The organism is Pseudomonas sp. CFII64 (assembly GCF_000416235.1).
GTDB lineage: Bacteria > Pseudomonadota > Gammaproteobacteria > Pseudomonadales > Pseudomonadaceae > Aquipseudomonas.
Window position 1 is genome coordinate 165341 of sequence record NZ_ATLO01000028.1, and the last position, 17276, is coordinate 182616.

Annotated in this window: 12 protein-coding genes; 6 read left to right on the top strand and 6 right to left on the bottom strand. The window is 58.0% G+C overall.

Going from position 1 to position 17276, the window contains the following annotated elements; translation table 11 throughout:
• The first annotated feature begins 39 nt into the window (after positions 1–39).
• The 5 genes from CFII64_RS13715 to CFII64_RS13735 all read left to right on the top strand — a co-directional run bounded on the left by CFII64_RS13715 (position 40) and on the right by CFII64_RS13735 (position 4785).
• Positions 40–837 (top strand): hypothetical protein, encoded by a 798-nt coding sequence (locus tag CFII64_RS13715; RefSeq protein WP_020291383.1) that lies wholly within the window; start codon positions 40–42, stop codon positions 835–837.
• Positions 830–1795, top strand: a complete 966-nt coding sequence (locus tag CFII64_RS13720; protein WP_020291384.1) for a sugar kinase — start codon at positions 830–832, stop codon at positions 1793–1795. The genes CFII64_RS13715 and CFII64_RS13720 overlap by 8 nt, the downstream gene beginning before the upstream one ends.
• A gap of 65 nt (positions 1796–1860) precedes the next feature.
• Entirely contained in the window at positions 1861–3177 is a 1317-nt protein-coding gene (locus CFII64_RS13725) for an MFS transporter (RefSeq protein WP_020291385.1), read from the top strand.
• Between the two features lie 16 nt (positions 3178–3193).
• A complete protein-coding gene (locus tag CFII64_RS13730) occupies positions 3194–4177 on the top strand; it encodes a D-glycerate dehydrogenase (protein ID WP_020291386.1) in 984 nt (327 codons plus the stop codon).
• A 350-nt stretch (positions 4178–4527) separates the two neighbouring features.
• Positions 4528–4785, top strand: a complete 258-nt coding sequence (locus CFII64_RS13735) for a DUF1652 domain-containing protein (RefSeq protein WP_020291387.1) — start codon at positions 4528–4530, stop codon at positions 4783–4785.
• Positions 4786–4788: 3 nt separating this feature from the next.
• Here the strand turns inward: CFII64_RS13735 and CFII64_RS13740 are convergent, their stop codons facing one another.
• Positions 4789–7185: a UvrD-helicase domain-containing protein gene (locus CFII64_RS13740; RefSeq protein WP_371106444.1), complete on the bottom strand. Its 2397-nt coding sequence runs from the start codon at positions 7183–7185 to the stop codon at positions 4789–4791.
• A 358-nt stretch (positions 7186–7543) separates the two neighbouring features.
• Here CFII64_RS13740 and CFII64_RS13745 point away from each other — a divergent pair, with 358 nt between their 5' ends.
• Entirely contained in the window at positions 7544–8239 is a 696-nt protein-coding gene (locus tag CFII64_RS13745; RefSeq protein WP_020291389.1) for a pirin family protein, read from the top strand.
• A 75-nt stretch (positions 8240–8314) separates the two neighbouring features.
• Here CFII64_RS13745 and pgm read toward each other — a convergent pair whose 3' ends face one another.
• The 5 genes from pgm to CFII64_RS13770 all read right to left on the bottom strand — a co-directional run bounded on the left by pgm (position 8315) and on the right by CFII64_RS13770 (position 17242).
• On the bottom strand, positions 8315–9961 hold the full coding sequence (gene pgm / locus CFII64_RS13750; RefSeq protein ID WP_020291390.1) for a phosphoglucomutase (alpha-D-glucose-1,6-bisphosphate-dependent): 1647 nt from the start codon (positions 9959–9961) through the stop codon (positions 8315–8317).
• Positions 9962–10094: 133 nt separating this feature from the next.
• Positions 10095–12371, bottom strand: a complete 2277-nt coding sequence (locus tag CFII64_RS13755) for an ATP-dependent DNA helicase (RefSeq protein WP_020291391.1) — start codon at positions 12369–12371, stop codon at positions 10095–10097.
• Between the two features lie 147 nt (positions 12372–12518).
• Positions 12519–13925: a PLP-dependent aminotransferase family protein gene (locus CFII64_RS13760; protein ID WP_020291392.1), complete on the bottom strand. Its 1407-nt coding sequence runs from the start codon at positions 13923–13925 to the stop codon at positions 12519–12521.
• Positions 13926–14028: 103 nt separating this feature from the next.
• The gene (locus CFII64_RS13765) at positions 14029–15534 is read right to left on the bottom strand and encodes a hypothetical protein (protein WP_044901353.1); all 1506 of its coding nucleotides are present in this window, start codon (positions 15532–15534) and stop codon (positions 14029–14031) included.
• Positions 15535–16219: 685 nt separating this feature from the next.
• A complete protein-coding gene (locus CFII64_RS13770; protein WP_020291394.1) occupies positions 16220–17242 on the bottom strand; it encodes a zinc-dependent alcohol dehydrogenase family protein in 1023 nt (340 codons plus the stop codon).
• Positions 17243–17276: the final 34 nt, after the last annotated feature.

Consider the following 17276-nt stretch of genomic DNA (forward strand, 5'->3'; position numbering starts at 1 on the left):
TTTACGTAAAAATGAAACCGGTTTCAGAGGATAAAAATAATGCACATGAATCCCGTCTCCATCAGTCTTTCCAGCTTCGGCGCCGATCTGGTTCGCCAGCGCGGGCAAGCCGCCTTTATTCCATTGCTGGTTGATAGCCATGTTTCGCGCATCGAGTTGCGCGAAGAGCTGTTCACGTTTGAGGATTTTCCCGCCCTGGCCCTGGCGATTCAGGTCCAAGGCCTGGAGTGCCTGTATTCGGCGCCGCTGGAATTGTGGCTGGCTGATCAGACGCAGCCCAATCCCGAGCTGGCAGTCACCCTGCAACGAGCCCATGCCTGCGGCGCGAAGTGGCTGAAAGTTTCCCTCGGCCATTTCACTCAAGCCTGTGATCTACAGGCGCTGAGCAAAGAACTGGGTCACCACGATGTGCAACTGCTGGTGGAAAATGACCAGACGGCCCACGGCGGAATAATCGCGCCCTTCTGCGGTTTCTTCGCGCAGGTAGAGGCCCTGAAACTGAACATTGGCATGACCTTCGACGTCGGCAATTGGCAATGGCAGGACCAGAATGTGCTCAGTGCCGCGCAGCAGCTGGGCCGCTTTGTGCAGTACGTGCATTTCAAGGCTGTGACCCGCAACGCCAGTGACAAGCTGGTTGCGATCCCGCCGACCGAGGCTGACCTGCCCGCCTGGCGTCAACTGCTGGCGTATATGCCGAACGCCGTCCCGCGTGCCATCGAATACCCGTTGCAAGGCGAAGATCTGCTGGCGATCACCCGCCAGCAGGTGGACATCCTGGCGCGCCTCGTTGCGGATTCGCAGATTCAGCCGCGGGAGGCATTGAGCCATGTCTGAGATCGATATCCTTTCATTTGGCGAAACCATGGCGATGTTCGTCGCCGAGCAGCCCGGCGACCTGGCACAGGTCAGTCATTTTGAGAAACGCATTGCCGGTGCCGACAGCAATGTTGCCATCGGCCTGGCGCGGCTGGGGTTCAAGGTTGAATGGTTGAGCCGCGTCGGCGATGACTCCCTGGGCCGTTTCGTCGTTGACAGCCTGCAACGCGAAGGCGTGAGTTGTCAGCACGTGACCGTGGATCCGCTGCACCCCACCGGTTTTCAGCTCAAGTCCCGGGAGCTGGAGGGCGCAGATCCTGTTGTTGAGTATTTCCGCAAGGGTTCGGCGGCCAGTCGCCTGTCGCTCAAGGACATCGATCCGCGCCTGCTCACCGCGCGGCATTTGCACGCCACCGGCATCCCGGCTGCGCTGTCGAACAGCTGCCGTGACCTGTCCCGGGAATTGATGACCTGCATGCATAGCGCCGGACGCAGTGTGTCGTTCGACCCTAACTTGCGCCCATCCCTGTGGCCGAATCAGGCGCGCATGGTCAACGAGATCAATTACCTCGCCAGCCTGGCGCACTGGGTGTTTCCAGGTCTGGCCGAAGGTCTGGTGCTTACCGGCTATGAAGATCCACCGGACATTGCCGCGTTCTACCTGGACCAGGGCGTCGAAGCGGTGGTGATCAAACTCGGGGCTAACGGCGCGTATTACCGCACGCAAAACGACCAGGGGTTTGTCGCTGGCGTACCGGTCAGCCAAGTGGTTGACACCGTCGGCGCCGGAGATGGTTTCGCCGTCGGCATGATCAGCGCCCTGCTGGAAAACCAGGGTTTTGCCCAGGCCGTGGCCCGGGGCAACTGGATCGGCAGTCAGGCCGTGCAAAGCCGTGGCGATATGGAAGGCCTGCCATCGCGCGCGGCCCTCGACGCGGCGCTGCCCATCAGCCGAAAACTGACGGAACTGGCCTGAACCACCCCTGCTCCACTGAATAACAGTACCTGCTGCGACAACAACAAAAAGCTCAGGAGATCGAAATGGAAAAGTTACTCGATAGCGTTAAAACCAGCGGTTTGAAACGTCGCTGGCTGTTGATCATGCCCATCGTCTTCATCACCTACAGCCTGGCCTATCTGGATCGGGCCAACTATGGTTTTGCCGCCGCCTCGGGCATGGCCGAAGACCTGCACATCACCCCAGGCATGTCGTCGTTGCTGGGCGCCCTGTTTTTTCTCGGCTACTTCTTCTTTCAGGTTCCCGGTGCAATCTACGCACAGAAGAAAAGCGTTAAAAAGCTGATCTTTGTCAGCCTGATCCTATGGGGCAGCCTCGCGACGCTGACCGGCATTGTTTCCAATGCCTACATGCTGATCGGCATCCGCTTCATGCTCGGCGTGGTTGAAGCTGCGGTAATGCCCGCCATGCTGGTCTATCTCTGCTACTGGTTCACTCGCGCCGAGCGCTCCCGGGCCAATACCGTGCTGATTCTCGGTAACCCGGTGACCATGCTCTGGATGTCAGTGGTTTCCGGTTATCTCGTAGCCCATTTCAGTTGGCGCTGGATGTTTATCGTCGAAGGCTTGCCAGCCGTTATCTGGGCGTTTATCTGGTGGCGTCTGGTGGACGAGCGCCCTGCCCAGGCCAAGTGGCTGAGCGAAGCCGAGAAAACCGAACTGCAGGCGCGCCTGGACGCCGAGCAAGTCGGCATCAAACCGGTGAAGAACTACGCCGAGGCGTTTCGCTCGCCAAAAGTGTTGCTGCTCGCCGCGCAGTATTTCTGCTGGAGCATCGGCGTGTACGGCTTCGTGCTGTGGCTGCCGACCATCCTGAAAAAAGGCATGCAGATGGACATGGTCGAGGCCGGTTGGTTGTCGGCCTTGCCTTATCTGGCTGCGGTGATCGGCATGATTGTGGTGTCCTGGGCGTCGGACAAACTGCAAAAACGTAAGTTGTTTGTCTGGCCGCCGCTGCTGCTGGCCGCGATTGCCTTCTACGGTTCCTATGCCTTGGGCACTGAACATTTCTGGTGGTCCTATTCCCTGCTGGTGATTGCCGGTGCCTGTATGTATGCGCCCTACGGGCCGTTCTTTGCCATCGTTCCGGAAATCCTGCCGTCGAATGTGGCCGGTGGCGCCATGGCGCTGATCAACAGTCTCGGCGCCTTGGGTTCTTTTGCCGGCTCGTATCTGGTGGGTTACCTCAATGGCGTGACCGGAACCCTGAGCGCTTCGTATCTGTTCATGAGCGGCTCGCTGTTGCTGTCGGTATTCCTGACCCTGATGCTCAAACCAGACAACAAAACCAAGCCTGTCGCTGACCCGCGCAATGCACCCCGCGCCCCGGCCCATCCTTGAAAGGGAAATGTCTACGATGAAAAAGCATGTCGTTCTCTACAAGCAACTCTCGCCTGCGCTCATGGAGCGTTTGCAGGCTCACGCTGAAGCCACCTTTATCGACGATCCCAAGCGTGACGATTTCGCCCGATTGCGCGCGGCCTTGCCTGATGCGCAGGGGCTTTTGGGCGCGAGCATCAAGCTGGATGCAACTTTGCTGGACCTCGCGCCGCAACTGGAGGCGATCGCCACTGTTTCGGTGGGCGTGGACAATTACGACATCGAGGATCTGGACCGGCGTGGTATTGCGCTGTGCAACACCCCGGACGTGCTGACGGAAACCACCGCCGACACCGGCTTTGCCCTGATCATGGCCACGGCTCGGCGGGTGGTGGAACTGGCCAATATGGTGCGCAGTGGCGACTGGAAGCAGAACATCGGCGCGGCGCATTTCGGCAGCGATGTGCATGGCAAGACGCTAGGCATCATCGGCATGGGCCGGATCGGTGAGGCACTGGCCCAACGCGGCCATTTTGGTTTTGGCATGCCGGTGCTGTATCACAGTCACTCGGCAAAACCGGCCGTGGAAGCCCGTTTCAATGCGGGCTATCGCAGCCTTGAGGCGTTGTTGCGTGAAGCCGACTTTGTTTGCCTGACGGTGCCGCTGACCGCTGAAACCGAGGGCTTGATCGGCAAGGAGCAACTGGCGTTGATGCGCCCGCAAAGCATCCTGATCAATATCGCCCGGGGCAAGGTGGTGGACGAGCAGGCGCTCATCGAGGCGCTGCAGAGCGGCCGGATACGCGGGGCGGGACTCGATGTGTTCGAGCGTGAACCGCTGGCCACCGATTCGCCATTGCTCAGGCTGAAGAATGTCGTGGCGACGCCGCACATGGGCTCGGCAACCCACGAAACCCGTGAGGCCATGGCCCGCTGCGCGGTGGACAATCTCATCAGTGTGCTCAAGGGCGAGAGGCCGACGAATCTGGTTAATCCGAAGGGTTGGGAGGCTCAGCGCTAAAGACCTCTTCGCGGGCAAGCCTCCAACGATCTAGCGCAGGCTTCAAGCCAGAATGGGCCGCTGGCCCGTTCTGAAAGATGTTTAAGGAATAACCAACATGACCTGGATCATAAAAATACAAAACTTCGCCCTTTTGGGAAAAAAGTTTTCTGTTTGTAACCGATGCAGTGCTATTTTTGTTTCTCGATAGGACTGTTCAGATTTCTTATCAGGAAAGCGCCCCGACCATCGTGGGAATCTTCCCCAAGACCCCACCTCCAGGTCCACCAGTGCTTTCGCTGGCCATCTCGACCGGTCCTTCCCTACCCATTGGAGATATCGCCAGTGCCGATGTAGACGAGGTGGGCTGAATGAACAAAGTCACGTTCCCCAACGCTTGCCAGCTGATGCGCTGGTACTTCCACCCGGTCGGCTTCGAAGCCACCATGGACGCACCCAGCAGCATGGTTGCCCGATTGTTCGATCGGGCCAGCGGCGAAACAGTCATTGCCATCGCAGGCCTGCCTTGCGCAACGGTGATGAATGCAACGGAGGTGGAACTGATTATCGAGGCCATCGAAGCGGAACTGGAGTCGTTCCGCCCACCCAGAGTGTTGAATGCGTCCTGAGCCTTAGGTGTTGTGGCGCAAATCCTCGAAAAAGACCTTTCCAGCGTCGATCCGATCCGACGCTCTGGTCACGTTCACGCCCTCCTTCCCGCTGCCATCGATAAACCAGTAGCAATGCCGGACAGCGCGGGTGATCGCGACATAGGCCAGACGCATGACTTCATCTTTTTGTGCATTATCAAATGCATCTGTATCCCCGGCATTACCCAGCCCGGCCAGGCGATACAGCTGATTTTTGTAAGGCGAATGGGTCAGATGCTGGCAATCGCCCAGCAGAAACACCGCATCGGCTTGTAGCCCTTTTGCGCTGTGATAGGTCAATTGCTTGAAGCGACGCTTCTCGGGCGATTGCGCATAATCTGCATTAATAAGTGCCTGTAAGCCTTTGGATAAAGACGCTTTTTCACTGCTTTTTCTATAAAGCAATAAAATCGAATCGCCGTCCTGGTAATGCTCCATCAGCCGTTCTTCAAGGGCCTGATCTTCCCGATTCAGCACAGTGACCGGCAGCAGTTCCTGAGCAGCACCGCAGGCGCGGGCTTTTTTGCCGGGGATGGCTGGCGCGGCGCGGACGATATGCTCGGCAGCATCGATGATGTGCTGGTGGCTACGATAGTTCTCGCTGAGCATCACCTTGGTGGTCGCCGGCGAGGAAAACTCTTTGGGGAATTCCATGAAGAACTTGGGTGAGCTGCCGCGCCAGCCGTAGATGGATTGCCAGTCGTCGCCGACACACAACAGTGAGCCGTGCTGTGCCTTTCGGCCGATATGCAATGCCGGTCCTCTTCGGCGAATTTCCCGCAGGCTTGCCCGAACCCAGGAAACGATCTGTGGCGATACGTCCTGAAATTCATCGATCATCAAGTGCGACAGGGGCCTGAGCTGCGCATCAGTAACCACTTTCAGGTTTTCCGGAGAATTCTCGCCAAACAGGGCAAACATCCGGTTATAGGTCATGACCGGCGGCGTCTGCGCCAGCAGGTGGTTTTCGAAGGCTTTCCAGAACAGGCTCAGTGCCTCGAAGAAATATCGATCCGGGTCGTCGTTGGCAAAGCTCATTTGTGCCACAGCAGCCGGAACGTCGAGCGCCAGGTTTTCGATAAAACTCGCCGCCGCCACGAAACTGTCCAGCAGCGGCGCAGCGCCAAGCTCGCCTTTGACCTTGTAATCAAAGCCCGGCCCGGCAACAGCGGCTCCGGAAAGCGACTGCAGAACCCGGCCTCCAGCCTCATAGCTTTCCAGCCAGATCAAGGGCTTACGGCAGAAAGCTTGAAACAGGGTGCGTTTGATAACCCATTCGGCCCAGACCGGCAATTTAGCCCCGGCACGTTTGAGCTGCTGATCTTCCGATGGATCGAAGCCCAGCACCACCCAAGCGTCCAGTTCGGCGATATACCCGTGCAGGTGAAAACCGAAACCGTTGATCTCAACCGTCTGGCGCATGGGCTCGATGCCTTTGATCGGCCATGCCTTGGCGCGAATCCACAGGTCTTCAATGGTGTCGCACAATTCTTCATCGCGCTTGGCCGAAAGCTCGGTGACGGTGACACGTTTCTGCACATCCGGATGGTCGCGTTCCAGCTCCTTGAGTTGCAACGCCTGGCGATACAGCGGCGCCATGACTTCGCGAAACCGCTCGTTGCTGGCGTACAGGTCGCGATAACACAGGTTGAGTTGCTGACGTTGCGCGTCATTGATGCGCAAATCGAAAGGGTTGCTGTCAGCGCCCTCTTCCAGGCCGACGCTCGACTGGCTACCGAGATTCTCGAACGCTGCCAGCTGTTCGAAACCCGGCAGGCTGCGCACCAGGGGCAAGATCCGCGAATGGAAGGTTCGCACCAGTTCGCGCGCCTGCTTCTGACTCAGGTCATGGCCCCAGAAGCCGAAAATCTCGATCAGTTTGTTGACGAAGTCCTTGCGCGACTCGCGGGTGAAGGTCACTACGGTCATCGAGTCCAGCTCGAACCCCAGGTAATGACTGAGGACCAGCACCCGCAGTACCAACGAAGTGGATTTACCCGCGCCTGCGCCGGCAATCACGTAGGTTGAGGGCGTGTCGCTGAAGATCATCTTCCACTGCGCCGCACTGGGCTGCGCATGCGGCGGCAGCTTGAGGGCGACATCGGTCTTGATCGTTTTCTTCAATTCAGCGCTCAGCGGCAGGCGCCAATCGTCGAACAGATGATCGTCCACTTTCGGCCCGCGATGTTCGCTGGGGCGCGTGTCGCGGATCACCAGCACCTGCCGACCTTGCTCAATGCCGTCGAGATGCCCTTCGGCGTAACCCTCGTCAACGCCTTGCAAATGGCCATTCAGATAGCCGTCTGCATGGCCCTGGGACCAGGAAGGGCTGTGTTGCGAGCCCAGTCGTGTCAGGGATTTGCCCAGCAGCCGGGCCATCAGGCGTTTGAAGAAAGGCAGATGATCCGCTGGCGTCAGTTCCAGCTCGGCATGGGGATGAAGATCGGTGTCCGGCACGCAGGCTCCAGCAGTAAACAGATGAGCGAAGGCGCCATGGTCGCGCTATTCGTGCTTGAGCTCCAGTGAAAAGCTTGGCGATCAAGCCATTAGCCGATCAATTGCAGGTGAATTGGAGAATTGGAACCGCTCGATACATCAATTAATCAGATAGTAACTAGCCAAAATAGTCGCTTTTTACCGATGTGTATTTGATAGATCATTGCTCCATCAACCACGAATCATCGTTCAGCAGCCCGGACGTTCGCACATTGCCCGGCACTGCTCAGGAGGCCACACCATGCTGCAATTACGACCTTTCAACACTTTGGGCGGCGCCAACCACGGCTGGCTGGACGCACACCACCACTTCTCGTTCGCTGACTACTACGACCCGAAACGCATGAACTGGGGTCAGCTGCGGGTCTGGAACGACGATGTGATCGAAGCCGGCACCGGTTTCCCGAAACACTCGCACCGCGACATGGAAATCATCACCTACGTTCGTGAAGGCGCGATTACCCATGAAGACAATCTGGGTAACAAGGGCCGTACCGAAGCAGGCGACGTACAGGTAATGAGTGCTGGCACCGGGATTGCCCACAGCGAGTACAACATGGAATCCACCGCGACCCGGATCTTCCAGATATGGATCATGCCCAACGAAACCGGTGCGGCACCTTCATGGGGCGCCAAACCCTTTCCAAAAGGTGAGCGGGAAGGCTTTGTGACCCTGGCCAGCGGCAAGAATGGCGATGACGTCAGCCTGCGCATCCGCGCCGATGCACGTCTGGTAGCGGCCAACCTGAAAGCCGGTGAAACCGCGGAATACCGTCTGGACGCAGGTCGTCGTGCGTATCTGGTCCCGGCGACCGGCAGCATCGAGGTCAACGGCCTGCACGCTGTGGCCCGCGACGGCATCGCCGTTGAAGATGAGCAAGTACTGCGCGTCACTGCCATCGAAGACAGTGAAATCGTGCTGGTAGACGTCGCGTAACAAGCTACTTCATGCAGATACACAAAAGCCCCGGCTCGCAAGAGTCGGGGCTTTTTTGCTTAGCAGAGAAGAGGATCAGTCAGGCGCGATCGCCGCATCCACCAGAACCTGCGCTTCAGCGACCAGTCGCTTGAGGTGATCTTCGCCCACGAAACTTTCGGCGTAGATCTTGTAGATGTCCTCGGTACCGGATGGGCGCGCCGCGAACCAGCCATTCTCGGTCATGACCTTGAGGCCGCCGATAGCCTGATTGTTCCCCGGCGCATGACTGAGCACGTTGAGGATCGGTTCGCCGGCCAATTCGGTGGACTTCACCTGATCGGGCGACAGCTTGCCGAGTAACGCTTTCTGTTCAGGATTGGCCTTGGCTTCAACGCGCGTCGAAAACGGTTCGCCCAATTCCTCGGTCAACGCCTGATAGATCTCACTCGGATCACGGCCTTTTCGCGCCGTGATCTCAGCCGCCAGCAAGGCCGGAATCAGCCCATCCTTGTCGGTGGTCCAGACCGTGCCATCCCTGCGCAGGAACGACGCGCCAGCACTTTCTTCGCCACCAAAACCCAGGGAACCGTCGAACAGCCCTTCGGCGAAGAACTTGAAGCCCACTGGCACTTCATACAAACGACGCCCCAGACGGGCGGCAACCCGATCAATCATGCCGCTGCTGACCACGGTCTTGCCTACGGCCGCATCGGCACGCCAGTCCGGACGGTTCTGGAACAGATAATCGATGGACACTGCCAGGTAATTGTTCGGCGCGAGCAGGCCACCGCTTGGCGTGACGATGCCGTGGCGGTCATGGTCCGGGTCGCAGGCAAAGGCGACCTGATATTTGTCCTTGAGACCGATCAGGCCCTGCATGGCGAAATTGGACGACGGGTCCATGCGGATCTGGCCGTCCCAGTCGACGCTCATGAAGCGGAACGTTGGATCGACGAACTTGTTCACCACATCCAGATTCAGGCCGTAGTGCTCGCCGATCGCCGACCAGTAGCGCACCCCTGCTCCGCCCAGCGGATCGACGCCCAGGCGCAGATTGGCGTTGCGGATGGCATCCATGTCGATGACGTTTTTCAGGTCCGCGACGTAAGTGTTGAGGTAGTCATGGCGATGGGTCGTGTCAGCGCGCAACGCTCGGTCGTGACTCATGCGCGTCACGCCCAGAATCTTCTCGGCCAGCAGTTCGTTGGCCTTGGCCTCAATCCACTTGGTGATGTGGCTGTCAGCCGGGCCGCCATTGGGCGGGTTGTATTTGAAGCCGCCGCTTTCCGGCGGGTTGTGCGAAGGCGTGATGACAATGCCATCGGCCAGGCCCGACGTGCGGCCCCGGTTGTAGCAGATGATCGCGTGGGAAATCGCTGGGGTCGGTGTGTATTCGTCGCCTTCGGAAATCATCACGTGCACGCCATTGGCGGCCAGGACTTCCAGGGCGGTGGCACTGGCGGGCGTCGACAAGGCGTGGGTGTCGGCGCCGAGAAACAGCGGGCCGTCGATGCCGTTCAGCTGACGGTACAGGCAGATGGCCTGGCTGATGGCCAGAACGTGCCATTCGTTGAAACTCAAATCAAAAGAACTGCCACGGTGCCCGGAGGTGCCGAACGCGACCCGTTGGGTCGCGACAGAAGCGTCCGGCTGGCCAGTGTAATAGGCGGTTACCAATCGGGGAACATCGACCAGCAATTCGGCGGGTGCCAGCTTGCCGGCGAAAGGACTCAGACTCATACAACCTCCATGGAGACAGGAAATGGAAATAACGCAGGCAGCTGTAGGGCTTGAATAAAAAATAGCAGCGGCGCGGCAGTTTACTGGCAGTTTGACCACTGCGCTCGGCTATCGATCCCTAAACCCTTGAGCATCAAAGCTGCCACCATTTTGGAAGCAACTGTTGCACCTTGCGCTCGGCGAAACGGTCATCGATCAGCATCACGACGCCACGGTCGTCCTGGCTGCGGATCACCCGGCCTGCGGCCTGCACGACTTTTTGCAGCCCTGGATAAAGGTAGGTGTAATCGTAGCCTGCGCCAAACAGCGCAGCCATGCGCTGTTTAAGTTGTTCATTGACCGGGTTCAGCTGAGCCAGGCCCAACGTCGCAATGAACGCACCGATCAGCCGCGCGCCGGGCAAATCGATCCCCTCACCGAATGCGCCGCCCAGTACCGCAAAGCCAATGCCCTGGCTTTCAAGGGTAAAGCGCGCAAGAAAGCCGTGGCGGTCAGCTTCGCTCATGCCGCGCGCCTGCTGCCAGATCGGCACCTGTGGATGGCAGGCCTGCATCAACTGTGCGACTTGTTGCAGATAATCGAAGCTGCTGAAGAAGGCCAGATAATTGCCCGGGCGCGATGCAAACTGCTCGGCCATCAACTCGACGATGGGCGCCAGGGAAGCCTGGCGATGAGTAAAACGGGTGGATATCTGGCTGACGATCCGCACGTCCAGTTGCTGGCGATTAAAGGGCGATTCGACATCGATCCATGCCGTATCGACAGGCAAACCGAGCAAGTCGGCGTAGTAGTGCCGAGGGCTGAGGGTGGCGGAAAACAGCACGCTGCTGCGCGCGGCGGTCAACCTCGGACGAATGAAATTGGCTGGCACCACGTTGCGCAGGCAGAGCCGGGACAAGCTGCTGCGCTTGCCCCTTGGTTCGCGCTTGCTGATGTCGAAGACGAAATGCTCGTCGAACAGTTCAGCGATGCGAACAAAGGCAATCGCTTCGAAATAAAAGTTTTGCAGCGGGCCATCGATGGCGTCGGGATGCTCATTGAAGTAATCGCCCATGGCCGTTACGCACAGGTTGAGACTTTGCAGCAGCTTGCCCGGTGTACCGGGATAGGCTTGATACGCCGCGATTTGCTCCTTGTGCAGCGCATTCCAGTCGCGATTCAGCCGTTGCAGTGATTTTTTCAAAGGCGCGGGGGCAACGTCGCGGATGGCGTTCATGCTCTGCTGGTCAAGGCTGGCGCTGTACATCTGCCGGGCGCGCTCGACCATGTTGTGCGCCTCATCAACCAGCACCGCGACGCGCCATTGATTGAACTGCGCCAGACCAAACAGCAAGGCGCTCAGGTCGAAATAGTAGTTGTAGTCGGCGATCACCACGTCCGACCAGCGCGCCATTTCCTGACTGAGGTAGTACGGACAGACTTGATGCTCCAGCGCCACCTGGCGCAAACCGGCCTGATCCAGCCACGGCGCGGTCAACGCGGCACTGCGCGCGGCCGGGAGTCGATCATAAAAACCCCGGGCCAGCGGGCATGAGTCGCCATTGCAGGCTTTGTCCGGATGCTCACAGGCCTTGTCACGAGCCACCAGTTCCAGCACGCGCAATTCAAGCTCCGGGGCGCTGTGCCGGATCACTCCCAGTGCGTCCAGGGCCAGCTTGCGCCCCGGTGTTTTGGCGGTCAGGAAGAATAACTTGTCGAGTTGCTGGCTCGGCGCGGCCTTGAGCATGGGGAACAAGGTGCCGATGGTTTTGCCGATGCCGGTGGGTGCCTGGGCCATCAGGCAGCGACCGGTGCTGACCGCTTTGTAGACGGATTCGGCCAGATGCCGCTGGCCAATACGAAAGCCTGCGTGGGGGAATTGCAAGCCCCGCAGCACGTCATTGCGCTGGTGACTGTGAGCCAATTCCTGGCGCGCCCACTGCAGGAATATCCCGCAATGCTTGTCGAAAAATGCCCGCAGTTCATCAGCAGTGTGCCGTTCACGAATCAGTGTCTCCTCTTCGCTGATGATGTTGAAATACACCAGCGCCAGATTCACTTCACTCAGCTGCAATTGCTGGCACAACAACCAACCGTAAATTTTTGCCTGGGCCCAATGCAGCTGCCGATGGTTGTCGGGAATGGCGGCAAAATCGCCACGGTAAGTCTTCACCTCTTCAAGCTGATTGCGCTGCGGATCATAACCGTCCGCCCTGCCCCGGACTTTCAACTGTTGGTACTCACCCGATAGCGGTACTTCAGACTGGTAATCCGGCCCGCGCCGCGCCGCAACGGTACGATGCCCGGCAATACCTTGTTGAGCCGTCGGCGCCGGAGTGAAACGCAGGTCGAGGTCGCCGGCCTTCGCCGTAAACTCGCACAGCGCGCGGACCGCCACGACATAGACCGAGGTCGACGCGCCATCGGGCACGAGCGCATCGCTGAGAGGGGTTGAATCAGGAACTGAAGTCACTGCCGGGACGAACCATCGATTGCCAATACTGGATGGGTGTACAGATATCAGTCTGTCGCCAGTCTGGCAAATCTAAATGGATCGACGGCCCGAATGTCCCGGGCCTCAAGCGCAACGGGCTTCGGACAAAGCGCGACGCAATGTCGCGAGTGTAGTCTCGATGGGCAAATGTTCGCCGATGGCATAACTGATGCGCAGGTTTTGGCGATGCAAACCCTGCAGGCTGAACAGTTCGCCGGGAGCGATGACAATGCGTTCCTGCAACAACTGATCGAATACCTGGCGCATGTCAACGCAATAGGCGCTTTGGGCCCAGATAACCGCTCCGCCCTGGGGCGTTTCATAGTGCAGCAAGCGTCCAAGGTGTTGATCGATCAGCGATGTCATTGCCAGCATCCGTTGTTCCAGAACCCGGCGTAGCTCGCCCAGATGCTGATCCAGTCGCCCGCTACTGTAGAGCCGCGCAATCGCCTTCTGCCGCAGTGGTGGCAGGTTGAACGCCTGCAGCAGGAAATATTGCTGCCATTGTGGATGGAAAGACCTGCTCAGCAGGTAGCCATAGGGTGCCTCCGCGCCCAGTATTTTCTCGAACGACCCGATGATCAGCAGGCGTTCAGGATCGATCAAGTCCCGCAACCTGCAAAGGGGCGCCTCGAAGCTGAGTTCGCCATGACTGTCATTCTCCAGAACCCAGACTCGGTAACGGTTCAACAGATCGGCGACCGCCTGACGATTATGAGCAGGCAGACCACTGCCTCTTACCGCGTTGAGGAACGAGGGCAGCAAGGCGAGTCCCACACCCTCATTTAGCAAGATCTGATCCAGTGCGGGGATATTGATACAACCGGCCTGATCCACGGGCAACTCGATAACCCGGATGTTGAATGACTGCAAGAGCCGCAAAAGCGTCCAGGTGCAGGGTGATTCAACCAGCACCGTACTGCCGCGAAGCGCCAGGGTTTCAAGGACGACTTTCATCATGGCCAACAGATCAGGCCCGACAAAGGCATCTTCTGGCAGCCAGCTGCGCTGCGTCGATACCGTGTAGTGGGCTGCCAACGCAGATCGAAGCTCTACGTCACCAAAGGGCTGGAAGTTCGGATCCAGTGGCCCGGGATACTGACGGACCAGCTCACGCTCAATGAGCAAAAGCGGGCTCTCCAACGACTCCGCCTGGGTGGGCTGATCGTTGCCCAGCACCAGCATGCCGGGTCGGCGAGCGCTGTTATACAAGGCTTCCAGCAGGCCTTTCGATTCTTCCGAGCTGTCTGGCGTGCAGTCGCTGCGTCCATTGGGCTGGGCGAAGTAGCCCGACTTGGGCACAGAGCAGACCCGCCCTTCCTTTTCCAGCAATGAATAGGCGTTCTGCACCGTCGAAATCGAAACCTTCAAACGCACCGCCAGTTGCCGCAGCGATGGCAGCCGGGTAGGAGGCCCGCCCGGCGCATCATTGATCAGTCCCACCAGGTAGCGGTACACCGTGTGATAGGCGAAATCAGGTTTATTTTTCATGAGCGACACCCGCCCATGCGCAAAACGCTGGGGCCAAAATTTCTCGTTGACTGATGATGTGCATGACATGGCGGACCAGGCCGCTGCCGATCCAGATGATGGATCAGCGGCCGGATATCATTTCCGTAACCGCTTCGCCAGTGACTGAGTCGACCGTCGAGATCTTTCGTTTATCAGGATCGGCGGCGCGCACCCGGGCAATGATCGAATGTTGCTGGCTGAAATCAACCCGCTGTTTCAGATAGAGATTCTGCAGGCCTTTGATACTCAAACCGCTGATATCGATCAACCACTGAATGACTTGCTCGGGGGCGCTAACGCCTGCCAGAGCCTTATGCAGGTCCGGCAGTGCGACCAACATCCCCGGATGACAGCGGCGAAGGAAGATCTCCAGGTCTCGCCCTTCATCGACGAAGGGTGAAAAGAGCAGACACACCAGTTGCGCTTCATTCAGGCCGAACCCCTCCAGAGCAAAGGCTGCAGCCAATTCCCGACGGGCCTGCAATCGCGCCTCGCCGACATATGCGCCCAACGCCTGATCGATCAAGCGCTGAGGCATTTGTTTCCTGCGCATCATTGTTTTGGCCAGTTCAAGGTATTCGGCAATGCCATCGGCATAGGCGCGGCCTTGCACGTATTGGGCTTTCAGGCCGCGCATATGTGCCATCAGCAACGGATTGGCGCAGTCTGACTCACTGAAGCTGAACGCCAGATCATCGAAACGAAAGCCAAGAAATTCGGTGAGCAAATTCCAGTGCTCTTCCACGTTGCTGTGCATCAGATCAGAAATGGTGATGTAGGACGGGACCACGGATTTATTTGGAAAGCCCAGCGGACGAACAACGCGTCCAGCCGTTTCGCTGCCATCGCCGTACAATTCCTGATAGTACGCCTGACCAATACTGTCGATGGTGCGCAATACCCCGTTGAAATTCTGATTGCCCCAATCACTGAAACGCTGTGCGTTGCGTGGCACCAGACGCATGATCCAGGCGATATATTGCTTTTGTTCCTTGCGTGAGTCGCCGCTGACCAGGGCATCCACACCAGTGCCCCAAGCGGCGGCACGCCCGAAAAACTCCGCGATCCCCAAATAGCAGCTGTTGCAGAAGGTGGTTCGTCCATCCCCTGCCGACAGGTGTCCACTGAGCAGCATGTCAGACCGATTTTGCTCGCGCCCCGCCTGGGAAAATGGCAGATCAGGCTCGAAGACCTGCACGTACTGGTTATCCACCACCAACAATTCGACTCGGGGGTCGTCGTGGAGGAACAGTCCCGAATAGGTGCGCTGAATGTTGCCCATGACCGCAGGCGTCATGCCCGCATGACGCATGGTGGCAATGCGCAGATTGAATGTCGCGGGTGATCTGCCAGCAATGCTCAGCTGCGCGGCGCGCAGGAACGCGACTGTATAGGCACTGTCCTTGCCACCGCTGAATGCCACCATGACCTTGAAGCTGGCAATCCGCTCGATGCCACCTGCGGCCACGATCAAACGCTGAATCAATAACTGCAAGGCGGTCCGCTCGGCGCGTGTGAAGTGACCCAGCAAGCGTTGCAGCACTTGCTGATACACATAACTCATCGCTTGCTCGTGTATAGAGCTCATCGTGTTTCACCTGCCTGCATATGAGCGTGCGAGGATGTGCAGATTGTATTTACATCGTGCAGCCATCTGGATGAATAATCGACCATGACTCATTCCCTGAGTAATAATTACCCAACTATTATCAAGATTAATCCAGCAATTACAAGGTACAGATAAGTCATGGAATGCGGCGCACCGAAGTGGCTTTAAACATAAACAACTAAACACGCCGGTTTAATTTTGTTGTTTAAGTGGATGGCGTTTCCGAGTGCATTTTTACCGGCCAGGCCCGCAGCACATGGCCCTGCTCGGCCTGCTGGGAGATTTTCGGCGCGAGCGCAAGAAAGGACTGTATTTCACAGCACGCAGTACGGACGCGCTGTTGGTTATAAATCCCTGAGAGCGGGGTGATAATAAACCTGCTCAGGCGATACTTCCGAGAAATATCAAGCTACGTTTATTCATATTTTTGTAAAACTGTATCGTTTCAACTTCAAACCTGTTAAATGCCGAGGATTGAACTTTGCGAGCGTTCACACTTATCGTTTGAGGCTATAATGCGCCGCAGGTTTATATCCGCAATGCTGAGCAGTCGAATGCCGATCAGCTAACGAAGTTTGAAACTGAAAAGTGGGAAGTTACGTCGACGCCTGGCTGGAGGCGTCGAGGAGACGGAAGTGCTATTGCAGCACTTCTCAGGAGGCGATCAGACAGGCTCCACTTCAAGGACTGCTCGCCCGCCAATCGGGCAGCCATCCATATAGCGGTGAGCCTGGACCACTTCGCTGAACGGGAATACTCGCATTTTCAGCGGCACCAGCACCCGATCTGCGGTCAACTGATTGATGTCGCGCAGCGCACGCTGCAGCGCAGCTTCATCCTGAGAGATGCCCAATTCCGGCTTGCCGGTAAAGTTGCCCAGGCAATGCACAAAGAACTGAATGTTCTTCTGGAAAGCGGCACATGCCGGGAACGGAGTCTGATTGCCACCTTGCAGACCATAAAGTATCAGGCTGCCGCGTGGCGCCAGGACGTCGCCCATGATTGACATCTGCGGACCGCCGAGACCGTCGAACACGGCATCGACACCACGGTTTTCAGTGTATTTATTGATCGCCATGAGCAAGTCCTGCTCTTCGGTGACCACGACTTTATCGGCTCCCAGCGACAACAGGTAATCCCGTGCATCGTCAGTCTTGGTGGCAGCGATGACTCGCACACCCAATGCTTTGCCCAACTGGACAAACGCCGGGCCGGCGCAGTGACTGGCATCAGTCACCAACGCGGTCTGCCCGGGTTTGATACGCGCCAGGTCCATATAGGCAAAATAGGCAACCAGCAGCGGCGTGTAATGCACGCTCGCTTCCAGTGGCGTCAACACGTCGGGGTAACGTGTCAACGCAGACTGTGGCAGCACCACAACTTCGCCGTATACCGGATGCTGATTCGGATCTGCCGACGGGAAGCTGGCAACCTTGTCGCCCACAGCAAAATCATCGACGCCTTCACCCAATGCGGTGACAACGCCAGCCATTTCATGGCCCATGCCCGCAGGGAGTCGCGCCTGGGAAGACGCCAGGTTTTGCCGCCAGAGGACGTCATACCAGCTGATGCCTATCGCCTGGACACGTACTTGTACCTCACCGGGTCCAGGCAACGCGGCAGGATGCTCTTCAATCTTGAGCACCTCTGCTGGGCCAAACTGATGAAAACGAATCGTGCGGGACATTTCGAACCTCGCCTAATGAACCTTGATGCCATGA

What these genes read in the sequence shown, in the direction of transcription:
- CFII64_RS13725 (WP_020291385.1), top strand. Translation starts at nt 1,861, where the DNA reads ATGGAAAAGTTACTCGATAGCGTTAAAACCAGCGGTTTGAAACGTCGC.
- CFII64_RS13740 (WP_371106444.1), bottom strand. Translation starts at nt 7,185, where the DNA reads ATGGCCCGGCTGCTGGGCAAATCCCTGACACGACTGGGCTCGCAACAC.
- CFII64_RS13770 (WP_020291394.1), bottom strand. Translation starts at nt 17,242, where the DNA reads ATGTCCCGCACGATTCGTTTTCATCAGTTTGGCCCAGCAGAGGTGCTC.
- pgm (WP_020291390.1), bottom strand. Translation starts at nt 9,961, where the DNA reads ATGAGTCTGAGTCCTTTCGCCGGCAAGCTGGCACCCGCCGAATTGCTG.
- CFII64_RS13730 (WP_020291386.1), top strand. Translation starts at nt 3,194, where the DNA reads ATGAAAAAGCATGTCGTTCTCTACAAGCAACTCTCGCCTGCGCTCATG.
- CFII64_RS13720 (WP_020291384.1), top strand. Translation starts at nt 830, where the DNA reads ATGTCTGAGATCGATATCCTTTCATTTGGCGAAACCATGGCGATGTTC.
- CFII64_RS13715 (WP_020291383.1), top strand. Translation starts at nt 40, where the DNA reads ATGCACATGAATCCCGTCTCCATCAGTCTTTCCAGCTTCGGCGCCGAT.
- CFII64_RS13765 (WP_044901353.1), bottom strand. Translation starts at nt 15,534, where the DNA reads ATGAGCTCTATACACGAGCAAGCGATGAGTTATGTGTATCAGCAAGTG.
- CFII64_RS13760 (WP_020291392.1), bottom strand. Translation starts at nt 13,925, where the DNA reads ATGAAAAATAAACCTGATTTCGCCTATCACACGGTGTACCGCTACCTG.
- CFII64_RS13745 (WP_020291389.1), top strand. Translation starts at nt 7,544, where the DNA reads ATGCTGCAATTACGACCTTTCAACACTTTGGGCGGCGCCAACCACGGC.
- CFII64_RS13735 (WP_020291387.1), top strand. Translation starts at nt 4,528, where the DNA reads ATGAACAAAGTCACGTTCCCCAACGCTTGCCAGCTGATGCGCTGGTAC.